We start from the raw sequence: 16190 nt of genomic DNA, 5'->3' as shown, positions 1-16190 counted from the left end.
GTGGGGTTAGGTATGCGCTTTCGCGCGTTGGTTGCTGTCGTGGGGGTGTTGCTTGCGGCAATGACTGTCAATGCTCTGGCTGCTTCACAGGTAAAGAGCGTTCGCCTGTGGCGAGCGCCGGATAACACGCGACTGGTGTTCGACCTGTCTGGCCCGGTCCAGCACAGCGTCTTTACCCTGACGGCGCCTGATCGCCTGGTGATCGACATCAACGGTGCGAGCCTGGCCGCGCCGCTGAAGGTGTCTACCGCCAATACCCCGATTACCGCCATGCGCTCGGCCCAGCGTACTCCGTCCGACTTGCGCGTGGTCATCGACCTGAAAAAGGCCGTGACGCCAAAGAGCTTCTCCCTGGCGCCCAACGCCCAATACGGTAACCGACTGGTGGTCGACCTGTTCGACAACCCCGCCGACGCGGCACCACCGCCTGCGCCGACGCCAAGCGTGGCTACCGTGCCTGCGGTGCCGGTCAACCCGTCGCAACCCCAGGTCAAATTGCCACCGCCGCCGCCCGCGCCGGCAGGCAAGCGCGACATTATCGTGGTGATCGACGCCGGCCACGGTGGCGAAGATCCGGGGGCTTCCGGCTCACGCGGCCAGCATGAGAAAGACGTGGTACTGGCCATCGCTCGCGAGCTGCAACGCCAGGTCAACGGCATGAAAGGCTACCGCGCCGAGCTGACCCGCACCGGTGACTACTTCATTCCGTTGCGTGGCCGTACCGAAATTGCGCGCAAGAAGGGTGCAGACCTGTTCGTGTCCATTCACGCCGACGCCGCGCCTTCAACTGCTGCATTTGGTGCCTCGGTATTTGCCCTGTCGGATCGCGGTGCCACGTCCGAGACCGCCCGCTGGCTGGCCGACAGTGAAAACCGCTCCGACTTGATCGGCGGGGCCGGCAACGTGTCCCTCGATGACAAGGACAAGATGCTCGCCGGTGTGCTGCTCGACCTGTCGATGACCGCCTCGCTGACCTCCAGCCTTAACGTTGGCCAGAAAGTCCTGAGCAATATCGGTCGTGTGACGTCGCTGCATAAACAGCGGGTGGAACAAGCCGGGTTCATGGTGTTGAAGTCGCCGGACATCCCGTCGATCCTGGTGGAAACCGGGTTTATCTCCAACGCCAACGAGGCCTCCAAGCTGGCCAGCGCCAGCCACCAGCAAGCGCTGGCGCGCTCCATCAGTGCGGGCGTGCGGCAGTTCTTCCAGCAGAACCCACCACCGGGCACTTATATCGCCTGGCTACGCGATTCCGGCAAAATCGCCCAGGGCCCGCGTGACCATCGTGTGCAGCCCGGCGACACCGTTGCCATGCTGGCGGTACGTTTCCAGGTCACGCCTGCGGCCCTGCGCAGCGCCAATAACCTGAAAACCGATGAGTTGAAGATCGGCCAGGTGTTGACCATTCCCGGCACTGAATTGGCGGCACAGTAATGAGCGAATCCTTGTTGAACAGCGGCTCGCGCATCGAATTGCTCAGCCCGCGCCTGGCTAACCAGATTGCTGCGGGTGAGGTCGTCGAGCGCCCTGCGTCGGTGATCAAGGAGCTGCTGGAAAACAGCATCGACTCTGGTGCCAGGCGCATCGATGTCGACGTGGAGCAGGGCGGCGTCAAGTTGCTGCGGGTACGTGATGACGGCAGCGGCATCTCCTCCGATGATCTGCCGCTGGCTCTGGCCCGTCACGCCACCAGCAAGATCCGTGATCTGGAAGACCTTGAGCGGGTCATGAGCCTGGGTTTTCGCGGTGAAGCCCTGGCCTCCATCAGTTCCGTGGCGCGCCTGACCCTGACCTCCCGCACCCGCGACGCCGAGCAAGCCTGGCAAGTGGAAACCGAAGGCCGCGACATGGCGCCTCGGGTCCAGCCGGCTGCACACCCGGTGGGCACTTCGGTGGAGGTGCGCGACCTGTTCTTCAACACCCCGGCGCGGCGCAAATTCCTCAAGGCCGAGAAAACCGAATTCGATCACCTGCAAGAAGTCATCAAGCGCCTGGCCCTGGCCCGTTTCGATGTGGCGTTTCACCTGCGCCACAACGGCAAGACCATCCTCAGTCTGCACGAAGCCAACGACGACGCCGCCCGCGCACGACGTGTGGCAGCCGTGTGCGGCAGCGGTTTCCTGGAGCAGGCGCTGCCGATTGAAATCGAGCGCAATGGCCTGAGGTTGTGGGGTTGGGTGGGGTTGCCGACGTTCTCCCGTAGCCAGGCCGACTTGCAGTACTTCTTTGTGAATGGCCGTGCGGTTCGCGACAAGCTGGTAGCCCACGCGGTGCGCCAGGCTTATCGCGACGTGCTGTTCAACGGCCGGCACCCCACGTTTGTGCTGTTCTTCGAGGTCGACCCGTCGGTGGTCGACGTCAACGTGCACCCGACCAAGCACGAAGTACGCTTCCGGGACGGGCGCATGGTGCATGACTTCCTGTATGGCACGCTGCACCGCGCCTTGGGCGATGTGCGCCCGGATGATCAACTGTCAGCGCCGATTGTCACGGCGGTGGTGCGCCCGAGCGGTCCTGAGGCCGGTGAGTTCGGTCCGCAAGGTGAAATGAGCCTGGCGGCCAACCTGCTGCAATCGACGCCGTCGCAGCCAGCCTACACGGCGCCAAACTCGGGTGCCGGTGCGGGTTATCAGTACCAATACACACCGCGCCCGCAATCGACGGTGCCGGTGGCCGAGGCCCAGGCGGCTTACCGGGAGTTTTTCGCGCCGCTGCCGGGTGCCGAGCCGGGTGCTGCTCCCTCGTTGCCGGAAGGCGGCGGTGATATCCCACCGCTGGGCTATGCCCTGGCGCAGCTCAAGGGCATCTACATCCTTGCGGAAAACGCCCATGGCCTGGTGCTGGTGGACATGCATGCCGCCCACGAACGGATCATGTACGAGCGCCTGAAGATCGCCATGGCCAGCGAAGGCCTCAGCGGTCAGCCGCTGCTGGTGCCGGAGTCCCTGGCCGTGAGCCAGCGCGAGGCCGATTGCGCCGAAGAACACCACAGCGTGTTCCAGAAGCTGGGTTTTGAGCTACAACGCCTGGGCCCGGAAACCCTGGCGATCCGTCAGATTCCCGCGCTGCTCAAGCAGGCCGAAGCCAACCGCCTGGTGGCCGACGTGCTGGCAGACCTGATGGAATACGGCACCAGTGACCGTATCCAGGCGCATATCAACGAATTGCTCGGCACCATGGCCTGCCACGGCGCCATCCGCGCCAATCGCCGCCTGGCCCTGCCGGAAATGAACGGCCTGCTGCGTGACATGGAAAACACCGAGCGCAGCGGCCAATGCAACCATGGCCGACCGACCTGGACCCAAATGGGCCTGGACGATCTGGACAAACTGTTCTTGCGCGGCCGTTGATGAGCGCCTTGCCCCCCGCGATCTTCCTGATGGGCCCCACGGCCGCCGGCAAGACCGACCTGGCCATCGAGCTGACCAAGGTGCTGCCCTGCGAGTTGATCAGTGTCGACTCTGCCCTGGTTTACCGGGACATGGATATCGGCACGGCCAAGCCGTCCAAAGCGCTATTGGCCCAATATCCGCATAAATTGATCGACATCATCGACCCGGCGCAGAGCTATTCGGCTGCGGATTTTCGCACCGATGCCCTGGCGGCCATGGCCGAGATCACCGCGCGCGGTAATATCCCGCTGCTGGTGGGTGGCACCATGCTCTACTACAAGGCATTGCAGGAGGGGCTGGCCGATATGCCGCCTGCCGATGCCCAGGTGCGCGCCGAACTCGAAGAAGAGGCTGTACGCCTTGGCTGGCAAGCCCTGCACGACCAGTTGGCAGCGGTGGACCCCGTGTCCGCAGCGCGCATCCACCCCAATGATCCCCAGCGCCTTACCCGTGCCCTGGAAGTTTGGCGTGTCAGCGGCCAGACCATGACTGAACATCGGCTGAAACAAAGTGCGCAAAGTGCTGATGCAGGCGCATCTGGACAGTCACAATTGCCCTATACTGTGGCGAATCTGGCCATCGCTCCGGCAAATCGCCAGGTGCTGCATGAACGAATTGCACAAAGATTCACAATTATGTTGGAACAGGGGTTTGTGGACGAGGTCGTAGCACTGCGTTCAAGAGGTGACCTGCATGCCGGGCTGCCTTCGATACGTGCTGTAGGCTACCGCCAAGTCTGGGATCATCTGGATGGCAAGCTGACGTCAGCCGAAATGCAGGAGCGCGGCATCATCGCCACGCGCCAATTGGCGAAGCGCCAGTTCACCTGGCTGCGCAGCTGGAGCGATTTGCACTGGTTGGACAGCCTGGACAGCGACAATCTGTCACGCGCCTTGAAATACTTGGGAACGGTCTCCATATTGAGCTGAGTCCTTGCAATTGCCGTCTATCCTTGGGGGTGTGACGGCCATAAGCTATCTATTTTCCGATTTTTTATTATTGATCCTTAAAGGAGTGCGGCACATGTCAAAAGGGCATTCGCTACAAGACCCTTACTTGAATACTTTACGTAAAGAGAAAGTTGGGGTTTCCATCTATCTGGTCAACGGTATCAAGTTGCAAGGCACGATCGAGTCGTTCGACCAGTTCGTGATCCTGCTGAAAAACACCGTCAGCCAGATGGTCTACAAACACGCTATCTCGACAGTCGTTCCAGTTCGTCCAATCCGTCTGCCTAGCGCAGCAGGTGATGAACAGGGTGACGCTGAGCCAGGTAACGCCTGATAGGAGTCTCCTTTGTTCTTTGAGCGCCACGGTGGTGGTGAGCGAGTAATCCTCGTTCACTTGGATGGACAGGACCCTGAGGCGCGCGAAGATCCGCAGGAGTTTCAGGAGTTGGCAAATTCGGCCGGCGCCGAGACCGTTGCGTTTTTTAACGTGCCGCGTCATCGGCCAACCGCCAAATACCTGATCGGCAGCGGCAAGGTCGAGGAACTGCGCGACCTGGTTCACGCTGAAGAAGCCGATCTGGTGATCTTCAATCACACCCTCACGCCCAGTCAGGAACGTAACCTCGAACGTGTTTTCGAGTGTCGCGTGATCGACCGTACCGGCCTGATTCTCGATATTTTCGCCCAGCGCGCCCGTACCCATGAAGGCAAGCTCCAGGTCGAACTGGCCCAGCTTGATCACATGAGCACCCGCCTGGTTCGCGGCTGGACTCACCTTGAGCGTCAAGGTGGCGGCATCGGTATGCGCGGTCCGGGTGAAACCCAGCTGGAAACCGACCGGCGTCTGCTGCGGGTTCGCCTGCGCCAGATCAAGGGCCGCCTGGAAAAAGTCCGCAGCCAGCGCGAACAATCGCGCCGTGGCCGTTCCCGTGCGGATATCCCTACCGTGTCCCTGGTGGGCTATACCAACGCCGGCAAGTCCACGCTGTTCAACAACGTGACGAAATCGGACGTGTACGCGGCCGACCAACTGTTCGCCACCCTCGACCCGACCTTGCGCCGTCTGGACATAGACGACCTGGGGCCGATTGTCCTGGCCGATACCGTGGGTTTCATTCGTCACTTGCCGCACAAGCTGGTCGAGGCATTTCGGTCTACGCTCGAAGAGTCGAGCAATTCCGACCTGCTGCTGCACGTGATCGATGCGGCCGAACCGGATCGCATGTTGCAGATTGAACAGGTCATGGTGGTGCTGGGCGAGATTGGTGCCCAGGACTTGCCGATCCTCGAGGTCTATAACAAACTCGATTTGCTTGAAGGTGTTGAGCCACAAATCCAGCGTGACGAAAACGGCAAGCCCCAGCGGGTCTGGCTGTCGGCGCGTGATGGCAGTGGTTTGGACCTGCTTGAGCAAGCAATTGCCGAACTGCTGGGCAGCGATTTGTTTGTCGGCACCTTGCGCTTGCCGCAGCGTTTTGCTCGACTGCGGGCACAGTTTTTCGAACTGGGTGCGGTACAGAAAGAAGAACACGACGAAGAAGGTGTCAGCTTGCTGGCCGTTCGATTGCCACGCTCGGAGCTCAATCGACTGGTCAGTCGCGAGGGTGTTGTGCCGGCGGAGTTCATTGAACAACACACTTTGCAATAAAAGCCTGAGAAAGCGGTTGTGCCGCAGTAGCAGGCATTCTGTAGCATTGGTCGGCGCGCCGTGGGTGCGTCTTTGCTTTATCAGATGGAGAGCGCTATGGCTTGGAATGAGCCGGGTGGCAACTCGAATAATCAGGATCCTTGGGGTGGTAAGCGCCGCAATAATGGCGACCGCAAGGGGCCACCGGATCTCGACGAGGCCTTCCGAAAGCTGCAGGAAAGCCTGAATGGGTTGTTCGGTGGTGGAAAAAAACGTGGCGGTGACGACGGCGGTCGCACCAGCAAGGGCGGCGGCTACGGCCTGCTGGGCCTGGGTCTTGTCGTGCTCGCGGCCGTATGGCTGTACAGCGCGGTCTACGTGGTGGACGAGCAGGAGCAAGCCGTGGTGCTGCGCTTCGGCAAGTACTACGAGACTGTCGGGCCGGGCCTGAACATCTATTTCCCGCCGATCGACAAGAAGTACATGGAAAACGTCACGCGTGAGCGTGCGTACACCAAGCAGGGCCAGATGCTGACCGAAGACGAGAACATCGTCGAAGTGCCGCTGACCGTGCAGTACAAGATCAGCAACCTGCAGGATTTCGTGCTGAACGTTGATCAGCCGGAGATCAGCCTGCAACACGCAACCGAAAGTGCCCTGCGCCATGTGGTGGGTTCCACCGCCATGGACCAGGTGCTGACCGAAGGTCGTGAATTGATGGCCAGTGAAATCAAGGAGCGCCTGCAACGGTTCCTCGATACCTACCGCACCGGTATCACTGTCACTCAGGTGAACGTACAGAGCGCCGCGGCACCGCGTGAAGTGCAGGAAGCGTTTGACGATGTGATCCGCGCCCGTGAAGACGAGCAGCGTTCGCGCAACCAGGCTGAAACCTATGCCAACGGCGTTGTGCCGGAAGCCCGTGGTCAGGCCCAGCGCATCCTTGAAGATGCCAACGGTTATCGCGACGAAGTGGTCTCGCGCGCCAAGGGTGAGGCAGATCGCTTTACCAAGCTGGTTGCCGAGTACCGCAAGGCGCCGGAAGTCACGCGTGAGCGTCTGTACCTGGACACCATGCAGGAAGTTTTCAGCAACACCAGCAAGGTTCTCGTGACCGGCAACAAGGGTGGGCAGAACAACCTGCTGTACCTGCCGCTGGACAAGATGATCGAAAGTGGTCGTAGTGGCACCAGCGCACCGTCCACCGGTTCGAATGCCGCTGCCAACGAAGCGAGCGCCCGTGCGGCCGCTGACTTGCTGCAACAGCAAACACGTACCAGGGAGAGTCGTTGATGAGCAATAAATCGCTGACCGCCCTGATTGTGGGCGTCGTCGTGGTCATCGCTGCCTGGAACTGCTTCTACATCGTGGCTCAGACCGAGCGTGCGGTGCTGCTGCAATTCGGTCGCGTGGTCCAGGCGGATGTCCAGCCAGGCCTGCATGTGAAAGTCCCCTACGTCAACCAGGTGCGCAAGTTCGACGCCCGCCTGATGACCCTGGATGCACCGACACAGCGCTTCCTGACCCTGGAAAAGAAAGCCGTGATGGTTGACGCCTACGCCAAGTGGCGCGTCAAGGATGCCGAGCGCTTCTACACCGCGACCTCCGGCCTCAAGCAGATTGCCGACGAGCGTTTGTCCCGTCGTCTGGAATCGGGCCTGCGTGACCAGTTTGGTAAGCGCACCCTGCATGAGGTGGTTTCTGGTGAACGTGATGCGCTGATGGCGGATATCACCCGTTCGCTGAACACCATGGCGGAAAAAGAGCTGGGTATCGAAGTCGTCGATGTCCGGGTCAAGGCCATTGACCTGCCCAAGGAAGTGAACCGCAGCGTGTTCGAACGTATGAGCACCGAGCGTGAGCGTGAAGCTCGTGAGCATCGTGCCAAGGGTAACGAGCTGGCTGAAGGTATCCGCGCCGATGCTGACCGTCAGCGCCGGGTCCTGCTGGCAGAGGCCTATCGTGAGTCTGAAGAGGCCCGCGGTGATGGTGATGCTCAAGCGGCGGCGATCTACGCCAAGGCTTACGGCCAGGACCAGGAGTTCTACGCGTTCTACCGTAGCCTGCGTGCCTACCGTGAAAGCTTCGCGAACAAAACCGACGTACTGGTGCTGGACCCAAGCAGCGACTTCTTCCGCTACCTGGAAAAGTCCAAGTAACAGGCCTGTGATTCTGTAGGGGGCACTCCGTCGGGCGGCTAAAATGCCTGGCGGGGTGATCCTTTCAGAAAACGGGTGTATGATGCGGCAGCCGGGAAATTCCCGGCTTTTTTGCGTCTGCATGTTTGATTCGGCAGGCGTGACAGGTTTTTCGAGGAAAGTGCCCGACGAGGCCGTTTGCAGGCCGTTCGTCACGTCGCTCTTGCGCGTGGTTTATGCAGGAGGCGGGTATTTTCTGCTTCACTCAAGGCTCGGCCGAGGGCTGGCCGCCCGGATCAAAGGGGAATGGCGTAATGGCAACGGTAGACCGCTGGCTGCTGCCAGATGGCATCGAAGAAGTACTGCCACCAGAAGCTGCGCGCATTGAAGTAGCGCGTCGCCAGGTGTTGGATCTGTTCCAGAGCTGGGGTTACGAGTTTGTCGTGACTCCCCATATCGAGTACCTGGAATCCCTGCTGACCGGCGCGGGCCAGGACCTGGATCTGCGCACCTTCAAGGTGATCGACCCGCAATCGGGCCGGCAAATGGGGTTCCGTGCCGACATCACGCCGCAAGTGGCGCGCATCGACGCGCACACCCTGCGCCGCGAAGGTCCGAGCCGCCTGTGCTACGCCGGCAGCGTGTTGCATGCCCAACCGCGAGCCTTGTCGTCTTCGCGCAGCCCGATCCAGTTGGGTGCCGAGTTGTACGGCGATGCCAGCCCGAGCAGCGACGTTGAAGTGATCAGCCTGATGCTGGCCATGCTGCAACTGGCTGACGTGCCGGATGTCCACATGGACCTGGGCCACGTCGGTATCTATCGTGGTCTGGCCCGTGCGGCCGGCTTGTCCGGTGAAGTGGAGCAACAGTTGTTCGATGCCCTGCAGCGCAAGGCGATCGACGAAGTGATCGCCCTGACCGAGGGTGTGCCGGCTGAACTGGCCGGTATGCTGCGTGCGCTGGTGGACCTGTGCGGTGGTCGTGAAGTGCTGGTGGCTGCGCGTGAGCGCCTGGCCAATGCGCCGGCGCCGGTATTGGCGGCACTGGATGACGTGCTGGCGATTGCCGAACGCTTGTCGGCGCGGTTCCCGCAGCTGCCGCTGTATTTTGATCTGGGCGAGTTGCGCGGCTACCACTACCACACCGGTGTGGTGTTCGCGGTATTTGTCCCGGGTGTTGGCCAGGCCATCGCCCAAGGTGGTCGTTACGACGATATCGGCGCCGACTTCGGTCGCGCGCGTCCGGCCACTGGTTTTTCCACCGATTTGAAAACCCTGGTGACCCTGGGGCGCGCTGAGGTCGAGCTGCCGTCTGGTGGCATCTGGATGCCCGACAGTACGGACGCGGCGCTCTGGCAGCAGGTTTGCCAGTTACGCAGTGAGGGTCAGCGTGTGGTCCAGGCCTTGCCTGGGCAGCCATTGGCCGCCGCCCGTGAAGCGGACTGCGACCGGCAATTGATTCAGCAGAACGGACTTTGGCAAGTATCGCCACTGGCTTCTTGAGTTTTCCTGCCGGCCATCGCCGGCACCAAGTTTGCGCGAATGAGGACAAGTGTTATGGGTAAGAATGTCGTAGTCCTGGGCACCCAATGGGGTGATGAGGGCAAAGGCAAGATCGTTGATCTGCTGACCGAACATGCTGCCGCCGTAGTGCGCTACCAGGGTGGCCACAACGCTGGCCACACCCTGGTCATCGATGGCGAAAAAACCGTCTTGCACCTGATTCCGTCGGGCGTACTGCGCGAAGGCGTGCAGTGCCTGATCGGCAACGGCGTGGTAGTTGCACCTGACGCCTTGCTGCGCGAGATCACCAAGCTGGAAGAGAAAGGCGTACCGGTGCGCGAGCGCCTGCGCATCAGCCCGTCCTGCCCGCTGATCCTGTCCTTCCACGTTGCACTGGACCAGGCCCGTGAAAAGGCCCGTGGCGAGCTGAAGATCGGCACTACCGGTCGCGGCATCGGTCCGGCCTATGAAGACAAGGTTGCGCGTCGTGGCCTGCGTGTGGGCGACCTGCTCAACATGCCGCGCTTTGAAGACAAGCTGCGTGAACTGGTGGATTACCACAACTTCATGCTGGTGGGTTACTACAAAGAGCCTGCCATCGAGTTCGACAAGACCCTGGCCGAGTGCAAGGAATACGCAGAGCTGCTCAAGCCGCTGATGCTGGACGTGACCGCCGAGCTGCACGACCTGCGTCGCGCCGGCAAAGACATCATGTTCGAAGGCGCCCAGGGCTCGTTGCTGGACATCGACCACGGCACCTACCCGTACGTGACCAGCTCCAACACCACTGCTGGCGGCGTTGCCACAGGTTCAGGCGTTGGTCCGATGTTCCTGGACTACATCCTGGGCATCACCAAGGCTTACACCACCCGTGTAGGCTCGGGTCCGTTCCCGACTGAGCTGTTCGACGACGTTGGCGCGCACCTGGCCAAGCAAGGTCACGAATTCGGCGCCACCACTGGCCGTGCTCGTCGTTGCGGTTGGTTCGACGCCGTTATCCTGCGTCGCGCTATCGATGTGAACAGCATTTCGGGCATTTGCCTGACCAAGCTGGACGTACTCGACGGCCTGGAAGCCATCAACATCTGCGTCGGCTACAAAGACGCGCAAGGCAACGACGTTGCCCCGACCGACGCTGACAGCTACGTGGGCCTGCAGCCTGTGTACGAAGAAGTGCCAGGTTGGACCGAATCGACCGTGGGCGCCAAGACCCTGGAAGAACTGCCAGCCAACGCCCGCGCTTACATCAAGCGTGTGGAAGAGCTGATCGGTGCACCGATCGACATTATTTCGACCGGCCCGGACCGCAACGAGACCATCGTTCTGCGTCACCCGTTCGCTTAATAAAGTGTTGATGTAAAAAGCAAAGGGCTCCTTCGGGAGCCCTTTGTCGTTTCTGCCTGGCAAACGGCACGACCCTTGCTGTGTTTCCCCCTTTCGAGGTGCTATCAAATTAGTGGCACCCGTGGTGGAGGGGTTTCCAGTGTCTGCCGTTCTCTCGTTGTTACAAAGCCGTCTGTTGCGGCCGGTGTTCGTTACCCTTGGTATCGCCCTTTTGGTGCAAGTGCTGGTTGCCGTCGCGCTGACGCGGAGCACCGTGACCGCGCTGGAAGCTGATTTGGGTAATCGTCTGGGCATCGATAGTCAGAAGCTGTCTGGCGAATTGGCCCAGGCCGGCAAGGAGGTCACGTCCAGCCTCGACAGCTTGTCCTCCAGCACGCGCCAGCGCCTGACAGCCGGGCTTTCCACGCGTCTGCAGGAAGAGCAGAAGCAACTGCGTGCGACCCTGGAAAAAGACCTGAAGGACTCCGCCAATGACATGGCGCAGTTGCTGGCCTCGGTCGCGCCCCGCGCCATGTGGGACAGCGATGTGCCAACACTCTCGGAATTTGCCCGGCGTGCCCAACGCAATCCCAACGTGTTGTTCGTCGTGTATGACGACGCCGCGGGTGAGCACCTGACGCGTTATCTGAACCGTGATAACCCGATCAACCAGGCGTTGCTGGCAAAGGGCGCGGGTGAGCGTGCCCTCGATAAAGTGCTGAACGCGGCCAAGACAGACCCGTCGGTGTACTACGTCGAAGCCTCCATCAGCCCAAATGGTGTGGAAATCGGCAAGGTGCGCATGGGCGTGTCGACCGCTGCGGTTGAGGCCGACCTGCAAGCGTTGGATAAGCGCTTTGCCGCGCTGATCGCCAGCGGTGATCAACTGGTGGGCGATAGCCTCCAGGGGGCGGCGGCTGATAGTGCCAGCGCCATGGGCGCCAGGCTGCAGTCGGCACAGGCAACTGCCACCCAAATGACTGCAAACACCTCCAGCGCCGTGCAAGAAGCGGCGGGCGCCCTGCGTTGGCGTATCGGCATGGGCCTGGCATTGGTGGGGCTTGGCGTATTGCTGTTGCTCGCTGTTGTGTTGGGCCGGCGCGTGGTCAATCGTCTCAAGCTGCTTATTGCCGCCATGGACGACTTGGCGGCAGGCGAGGGCGACCTCACCAAGCGTGTGCAGATCAACAGCAAGGACGAAATCGGTGATATGGCTTCGGCGGTCAATCGCTTTGTGGATAAGTTGCAGCCCATCGTGCGTGAGGCGGGCGATGTGGCCCAGCGTACCGGTGTGGAAATCGGCGCCATGACATTGCGTAACGCGGGCGCCGACGCGGCAGCGGGTTTGCAGCGCGACGAGGTTGCAGAGAGCTTGCGCGCACTTTCGCAAATGGCTGACGAGGCCCAGGCCGAAAGTCACGCCATGCAAGCGGCCTTGCAGCAGGTGGTGGATATTCGCCAGGCCACGGATGAGAACTCGCGCACCTCGGCTGAGGTCGGCAGCTTGATCGAGGCGTTGGCGGGGCAGGTGCAAGCTGGCTCCCAGGTGATTGAGCGGCTGGCGCAGCAAAGCGAGCAGATCGAAGTCGTGCTAACCGTGATCCACGGTATCGCCGAGCAAACCAATTTGCTTGCCCTGAATGCGGCTATCGAAGCGGCGCGGGCGGGCGAGACTGGACGTGGCTTTGCGGTGGTGGCGGACGAAGTGCGTGCGCTGGCCAGCAAGACCCAAAGCTCTACCGGCGACATCCAGGCGCATATCGTGGCGTTGCAACAGGGCGCGCGTGAGGCGGTGGAAACAATCGGCAAGGCTGGCCGCCAGGCCAATGAGGGCTTGCTGGTGTTGCGCGACAGTGTGCGTTTGCAGCAGACAGTACAAGCGTCGGTGGAGCAGGTGCACGCCGCGATTGGTCTGGCGACGCGTGCGGCTGAGCACCAGGCTCAGGGCGCCCATGCGGTGCGTGGGCGGGTGGAAGTGATCCATGCCCAGGCCGAGCGTGCGGCGCAGGCTGTGGTGGAGACGACGGCCAGTGGCAAGGTGCTGGATGGGTTGGCGGCGCAGTTGAAGGCGAGCCTGGGGCAGTTCCGGGCTTAGTGGTGTCCATACCGGCCTCATCGGGAGCAAGCCCCCTCCCACACTTGATTTGCGAACACATTCAAATGTGGGAGGGGCGGTGCGACGATTCGACTTGCCCCCGATAGCGGTCTCAGCGACTCAGATACATCCGAGTCGTAAGTAGATACACCGGCAACCCCGACACCAATATCAACAACGCTGCATACGGTGCCGCCGCCGCAAACTCCACATTCGAAGTATGCGCCCACACGGCCGTCGCCAAGGTATTCAACCCGGTCGGGCTCAGAAGCAAAGTCGCCGTCAATTCCTTCATCGCATCCAGAAACACCAGCGCAAATGCCGCCCCTAACGCCGGGAAGATAATCGGCAACGTCACTCGGCAAAACGCACTGAACGACGAAGCGCCCAACGTGCGCGCCGCCTCCTCCAGTTGTGGTGCCGCTTTGTTCAAGGCCGTACGAATCGGCGCCTGGGCCAATGGCAAAAACAGCAACGCATAAGCGATCAGCAACAACGCCGAGGTCTGGTACAGCGCGGGCACGTAATGCAGCGCGAAATACACCAGTGTCAGTGCAATCACCAGGCCGGGCAGGGCGTGTAGCAGGTAAGGCAGGCGTTCGGCCCACAGTGCCAACTGGCCTTTGTAGCGCACCACCAGCAAACCTACGGGCACCGCCAGTACCAGGCACAACGCCGCGCCTCCCAGCGACAAGGCAAGTGAGGAGAGCAACGCCTCGCCAATTTCAGCCAGTGGAAACGCGGCGGAAGATCCGACGGCCAACCAATAACCGAGCATCCCCAGTGGAATGCCGCTGCCAATGATCGCCAGCGCCAGGCAATACACCTGCCCCAATGGTGCCCACTTGCCCAGCCGGACCTGCTCGGCATGTCGCGCCGCGCCCTGGCCAATGCGCACGTGTCGGCCTTTGCCACGCACGCGCAACTCCAGCCACAGCAAGGTCAGGCACATCACCAGCAACACCGCCGAGAGCATCGCGGCATTGGCGTTGCTGAATTCCAGTTCGAATTGCTGGTAGATCGCGGTGGTAAAGGTCTGCAGGCCGATGATCGACAAGGCCCCGAACTCCACCAGCATGTGCAGGGCTATCAGGAGTGCCCCGGCCAATAGCGACGGCCATAGCAGCGGTAAGGTGACGCGAAAGAACACGCCCCAGCGATTCAGTCCCAGGGTGCGCGCGGACTCTTCCAGGGACGGGTCAAGGTTGCGCAAGGTTGCTGCCACCGGTAGAAATACCAGCGGGTACTTGGACAGACTCATCACCAGAATCGCGCCACCGAGCCCTTCGAAGCTCGCGCTCAGGGACACCCAGGTAAAGCTGCTGACAAACGCAGGTACCGCAAACGGCAGGCACAGGATTACGCCCCAGATCCTTCGTCCCGGCAGGTTGCTGCGTTCCAGCAGCCAAGCCAGGGACAGGCCGATCACACCACAGGTCACGGTCACGCCGACCATCAGCGCGAGGGTGTTGCGCAGCAGGCCAAACACATAAGGCCGCCACAGCAGATGCACCGCCTCTGCCCAGCCCGCTTGCCAGGCCTTGAGCCCGACATACGCCAGCGGCAGCAGGCTCAGGCCCACTAGCAGCAGTACTGGCAGCAACAGCCAGATCGACGGGCGTTTGCGCCGTGGGCTGAATGCCCCGGCCGTTAGCGATGCGGTCATCAGTTCAAGCCAACGTCACGTTCCAGTTCCAGGGCTTCTTCGGCGTTGCCAAGGTCGGCTGGGGTGACTTTCGGCGGCTGCAGCTCGCTGAAGGGCTTGAGGCCACGGTTGGATTGCATGCCCTTGCGCAGCGGGTACTCGGCCGAGGTGTTGGTGATCACGCGCTGGCCTTCTTCACTGGCCATGAATGCCAGCAGTTGCTGAGCTTCTTTGGGGTGTTTGCTGGATTTCAGTGCGGCAGCGGAGGATACGGTGATCAGGCCGCCAGCATCGCCATCGGTGAAGTAGTGCAGTTGGGAGTCCAGGTTGGTTTTTTCCTTTTTCAGGGCAAACCAGTAATAGTTGTTCACCAGCACGGTGGCCACTTCGCCATTTTCAACGGCCTTGAGGGCGACCATATTGTTGCTGTACACCTTGCCGAAGGCGCGCAGGCCGGTCAGCCACTCTTCGGCGGCTTCGCGACCGTGCAGTTTGATGATCGCCACGGCTTGTTCCTGGAAGGCACCGCTGGTGGGCACGAAGCCAACCTTGCCTTGCCACTCGGGGCCGGCGAAATCCAGGACGGATTTGGGCAGGTCCTTTTCAGCAATCAGTTTTGGATTGAACGCCACCACGCGGGTGCGTGCAGTCACGCCCATCCAGTCACCATTACGACCGACGTAATCCTTGGGCAGCACGTCGAGGGTGCTGGCATCGATCTTCGCCAGCAAGCCTTGCTCGCCGAGTTTGTTCAGCGGCGGCGATTCTTCGGTATAGATCACGTCGGCGGGGGAGCGGTCACCTTCTTCGACGACCTGGCTGGCCAACTGATTGCTGCTGCCTTTGCGCACGTTGACGTGAATGCCGGTCTTGGCTTCAAAGGCTTTGGCGAGTTCATCGCCGACTTCCTTGTGTTGGCCGTTGTACAAGGTCAGGGCGATCTTGTCGGCAGAATAGGCGGCGGGCGAGAGCAGGGTCAGGCTGAGCAGGGTGAGGCTCAGGCCGCGCAGAAGGGATGTTTTGAGACGGTTATCGCGGATCATCATCCGAAGTGTTCCTCGCTATATGCAACAAATCATTGCAAGGATAAACGATAAAACTTCTCAAGTGCGGACGAGGGGGGGGAAATCGCTGGGGAGTTTTTCGAGCGTCAGAAACGAAAAAACCCGCTTTCGCGGGTTTGATCTGAATTTGGTGCCCAGGAGAAGACTCGAACTTCCACGACCTTGCGATCACCAGCACCTGAAGCTGGCGTGTCTACCAATTTCACCACCTGGGCATTATCTAACAACGTTGCCGCTGTTGATGGGGCGAACTATACGGCGGGCTTTTTGATCTGTAAACCCCTGATTCGAAAAATATAAATCAATTTTTCCGTTAAAAATCAAAGGTCTGAAACGAAAAAAACCGCTTTCGCGGGTTTGATCTGAATTTGGTGCCCAGGAGAAGACTCGAACTTCCACGACCTTGCGATCACCAGCACCTGAAGCTGGCGTGTCTACCAATTTCACCACCTGG

General features: G+C 60.9%; 13 protein-coding genes and 1 tRNA gene. 10 read left to right on the top strand and 4 right to left on the bottom strand.

All coding sequences use genetic code 11. From position 1 onward, the window contains the following. The first annotated feature begins 12 nt into the window (after positions 1-12). The 10 genes from J1G33_RS08795 (at position 13) to J1G33_RS08750 (ending at position 13027) form a co-directional block, all read left to right on the top strand. Positions 13-1434, top strand: coding sequence for an N-acetylmuramoyl-L-alanine amidase (locus tag J1G33_RS08795; protein ID WP_223017947.1), 1422 nt, complete (start codon positions 13-15; stop codon positions 1432-1434). A 14-nt stretch (positions 1435-1448) separates the two neighbouring features. After that, positions 1449-3350, top strand: coding sequence for a DNA mismatch repair endonuclease MutL (gene mutL / locus J1G33_RS08790; protein WP_164699556.1), 1902 nt, complete (start codon positions 1449-1451; stop codon positions 3348-3350). Next, a complete protein-coding gene (gene miaA / locus J1G33_RS08785; RefSeq protein ID WP_103733910.1) occupies positions 3350-4321 on the top strand; it encodes a tRNA (adenosine(37)-N6)-dimethylallyltransferase MiaA in 972 nt (323 codons plus the stop codon). The genes mutL and miaA overlap by 1 nt, the downstream gene beginning before the upstream one ends. 94 nt (positions 4322-4415) lie before the next feature. Further along, positions 4416-4676, top strand: coding sequence for an RNA chaperone Hfq (gene hfq / locus J1G33_RS08780; protein ID WP_003188059.1), 261 nt, complete (start codon positions 4416-4418; stop codon positions 4674-4676). 12 nt (positions 4677-4688) lie between these two features. Beyond that, positions 4689-5990 carry a ribosome rescue GTPase HflX gene (hflX, locus tag J1G33_RS08775; protein WP_032878202.1) on the top strand — a complete coding sequence of 434 codons (1302 nt, stop codon included), beginning with the start codon at positions 4689-4691 and terminating at the stop codon, positions 5988-5990. A gap of 96 nt (positions 5991-6086) precedes the next feature. Next, positions 6087-7262: an FtsH protease activity modulator HflK gene (gene hflK, locus J1G33_RS08770; protein ID WP_005784234.1), complete on the top strand. Its 1176-nt coding sequence runs from the start codon at positions 6087-6089 to the stop codon at positions 7260-7262. Further along, the gene (gene hflC, locus J1G33_RS08765; protein WP_003188064.1) at positions 7262-8128 is read left to right on the top strand and encodes a protease modulator HflC; all 867 of its coding nucleotides are present in this window, start codon (positions 7262-7264) and stop codon (positions 8126-8128) included. The genes hflK and hflC overlap by 1 nt, the downstream gene beginning before the upstream one ends. Before the next feature lie 293 nt (positions 8129-8421). Beyond that, positions 8422-9609: an ATP phosphoribosyltransferase regulatory subunit gene (locus J1G33_RS08760; protein WP_032878199.1), complete on the top strand. Its 1188-nt coding sequence runs from the start codon at positions 8422-8424 to the stop codon at positions 9607-9609. A gap of 54 nt (positions 9610-9663) precedes the next feature. Then, complete coding sequence (locus J1G33_RS08755; protein ID WP_005784238.1) at positions 9664-10953, top strand: adenylosuccinate synthase; 1290 nt, start codon at positions 9664-9666, stop codon at positions 10951-10953. 139 nt (positions 10954-11092) lie between these two features. Further along, entirely contained in the window at positions 11093-13027 is a 1935-nt protein-coding gene (locus tag J1G33_RS08750) for a methyl-accepting chemotaxis protein (RefSeq protein ID WP_032878197.1), read from the top strand. A 112-nt stretch (positions 13028-13139) separates the two neighbouring features. Here the strand turns inward: J1G33_RS08750 and J1G33_RS08745 are convergent, their stop codons facing one another. From J1G33_RS08745 to J1G33_RS08730, 4 genes are all read right to left on the bottom strand, one after another. Further along, on the bottom strand, positions 13140-14693 hold the full coding sequence (locus tag J1G33_RS08745; RefSeq protein WP_032878196.1) for an iron ABC transporter permease: 1554 nt from the start codon (positions 14691-14693) through the stop codon (positions 13140-13142). Further along, positions 14693-15718, bottom strand: coding sequence for an iron ABC transporter substrate-binding protein (locus J1G33_RS08740; protein ID WP_032878194.1), 1026 nt, complete (start codon positions 15716-15718; stop codon positions 14693-14695). Before J1G33_RS08740 ends, J1G33_RS08745 begins: the two co-directional genes overlap by 1 nt. A 146-nt stretch (positions 15719-15864) precedes the next feature. Next, positions 15865-15951 (bottom strand) — tRNA-Leu (locus J1G33_RS08735). A 1-nt stretch (position 15952) separates the two neighbouring features. Further along, positions 15953-16190, bottom strand: a 238-nt coding sequence (locus J1G33_RS08730) for a hypothetical protein (RefSeq protein WP_223017946.1), incomplete at its 5' end; no start/stop codon positions are given.

Source organism: Pseudomonas sp. P867 (genome assembly GCF_019891455.1).
Classification (GTDB): Bacteria; Pseudomonadota; Gammaproteobacteria; order Pseudomonadales; family Pseudomonadaceae; genus Aquipseudomonas; species Aquipseudomonas synxantha_A.
This window is presented reverse-complemented; position numbering and strand designations above follow the sequence as displayed.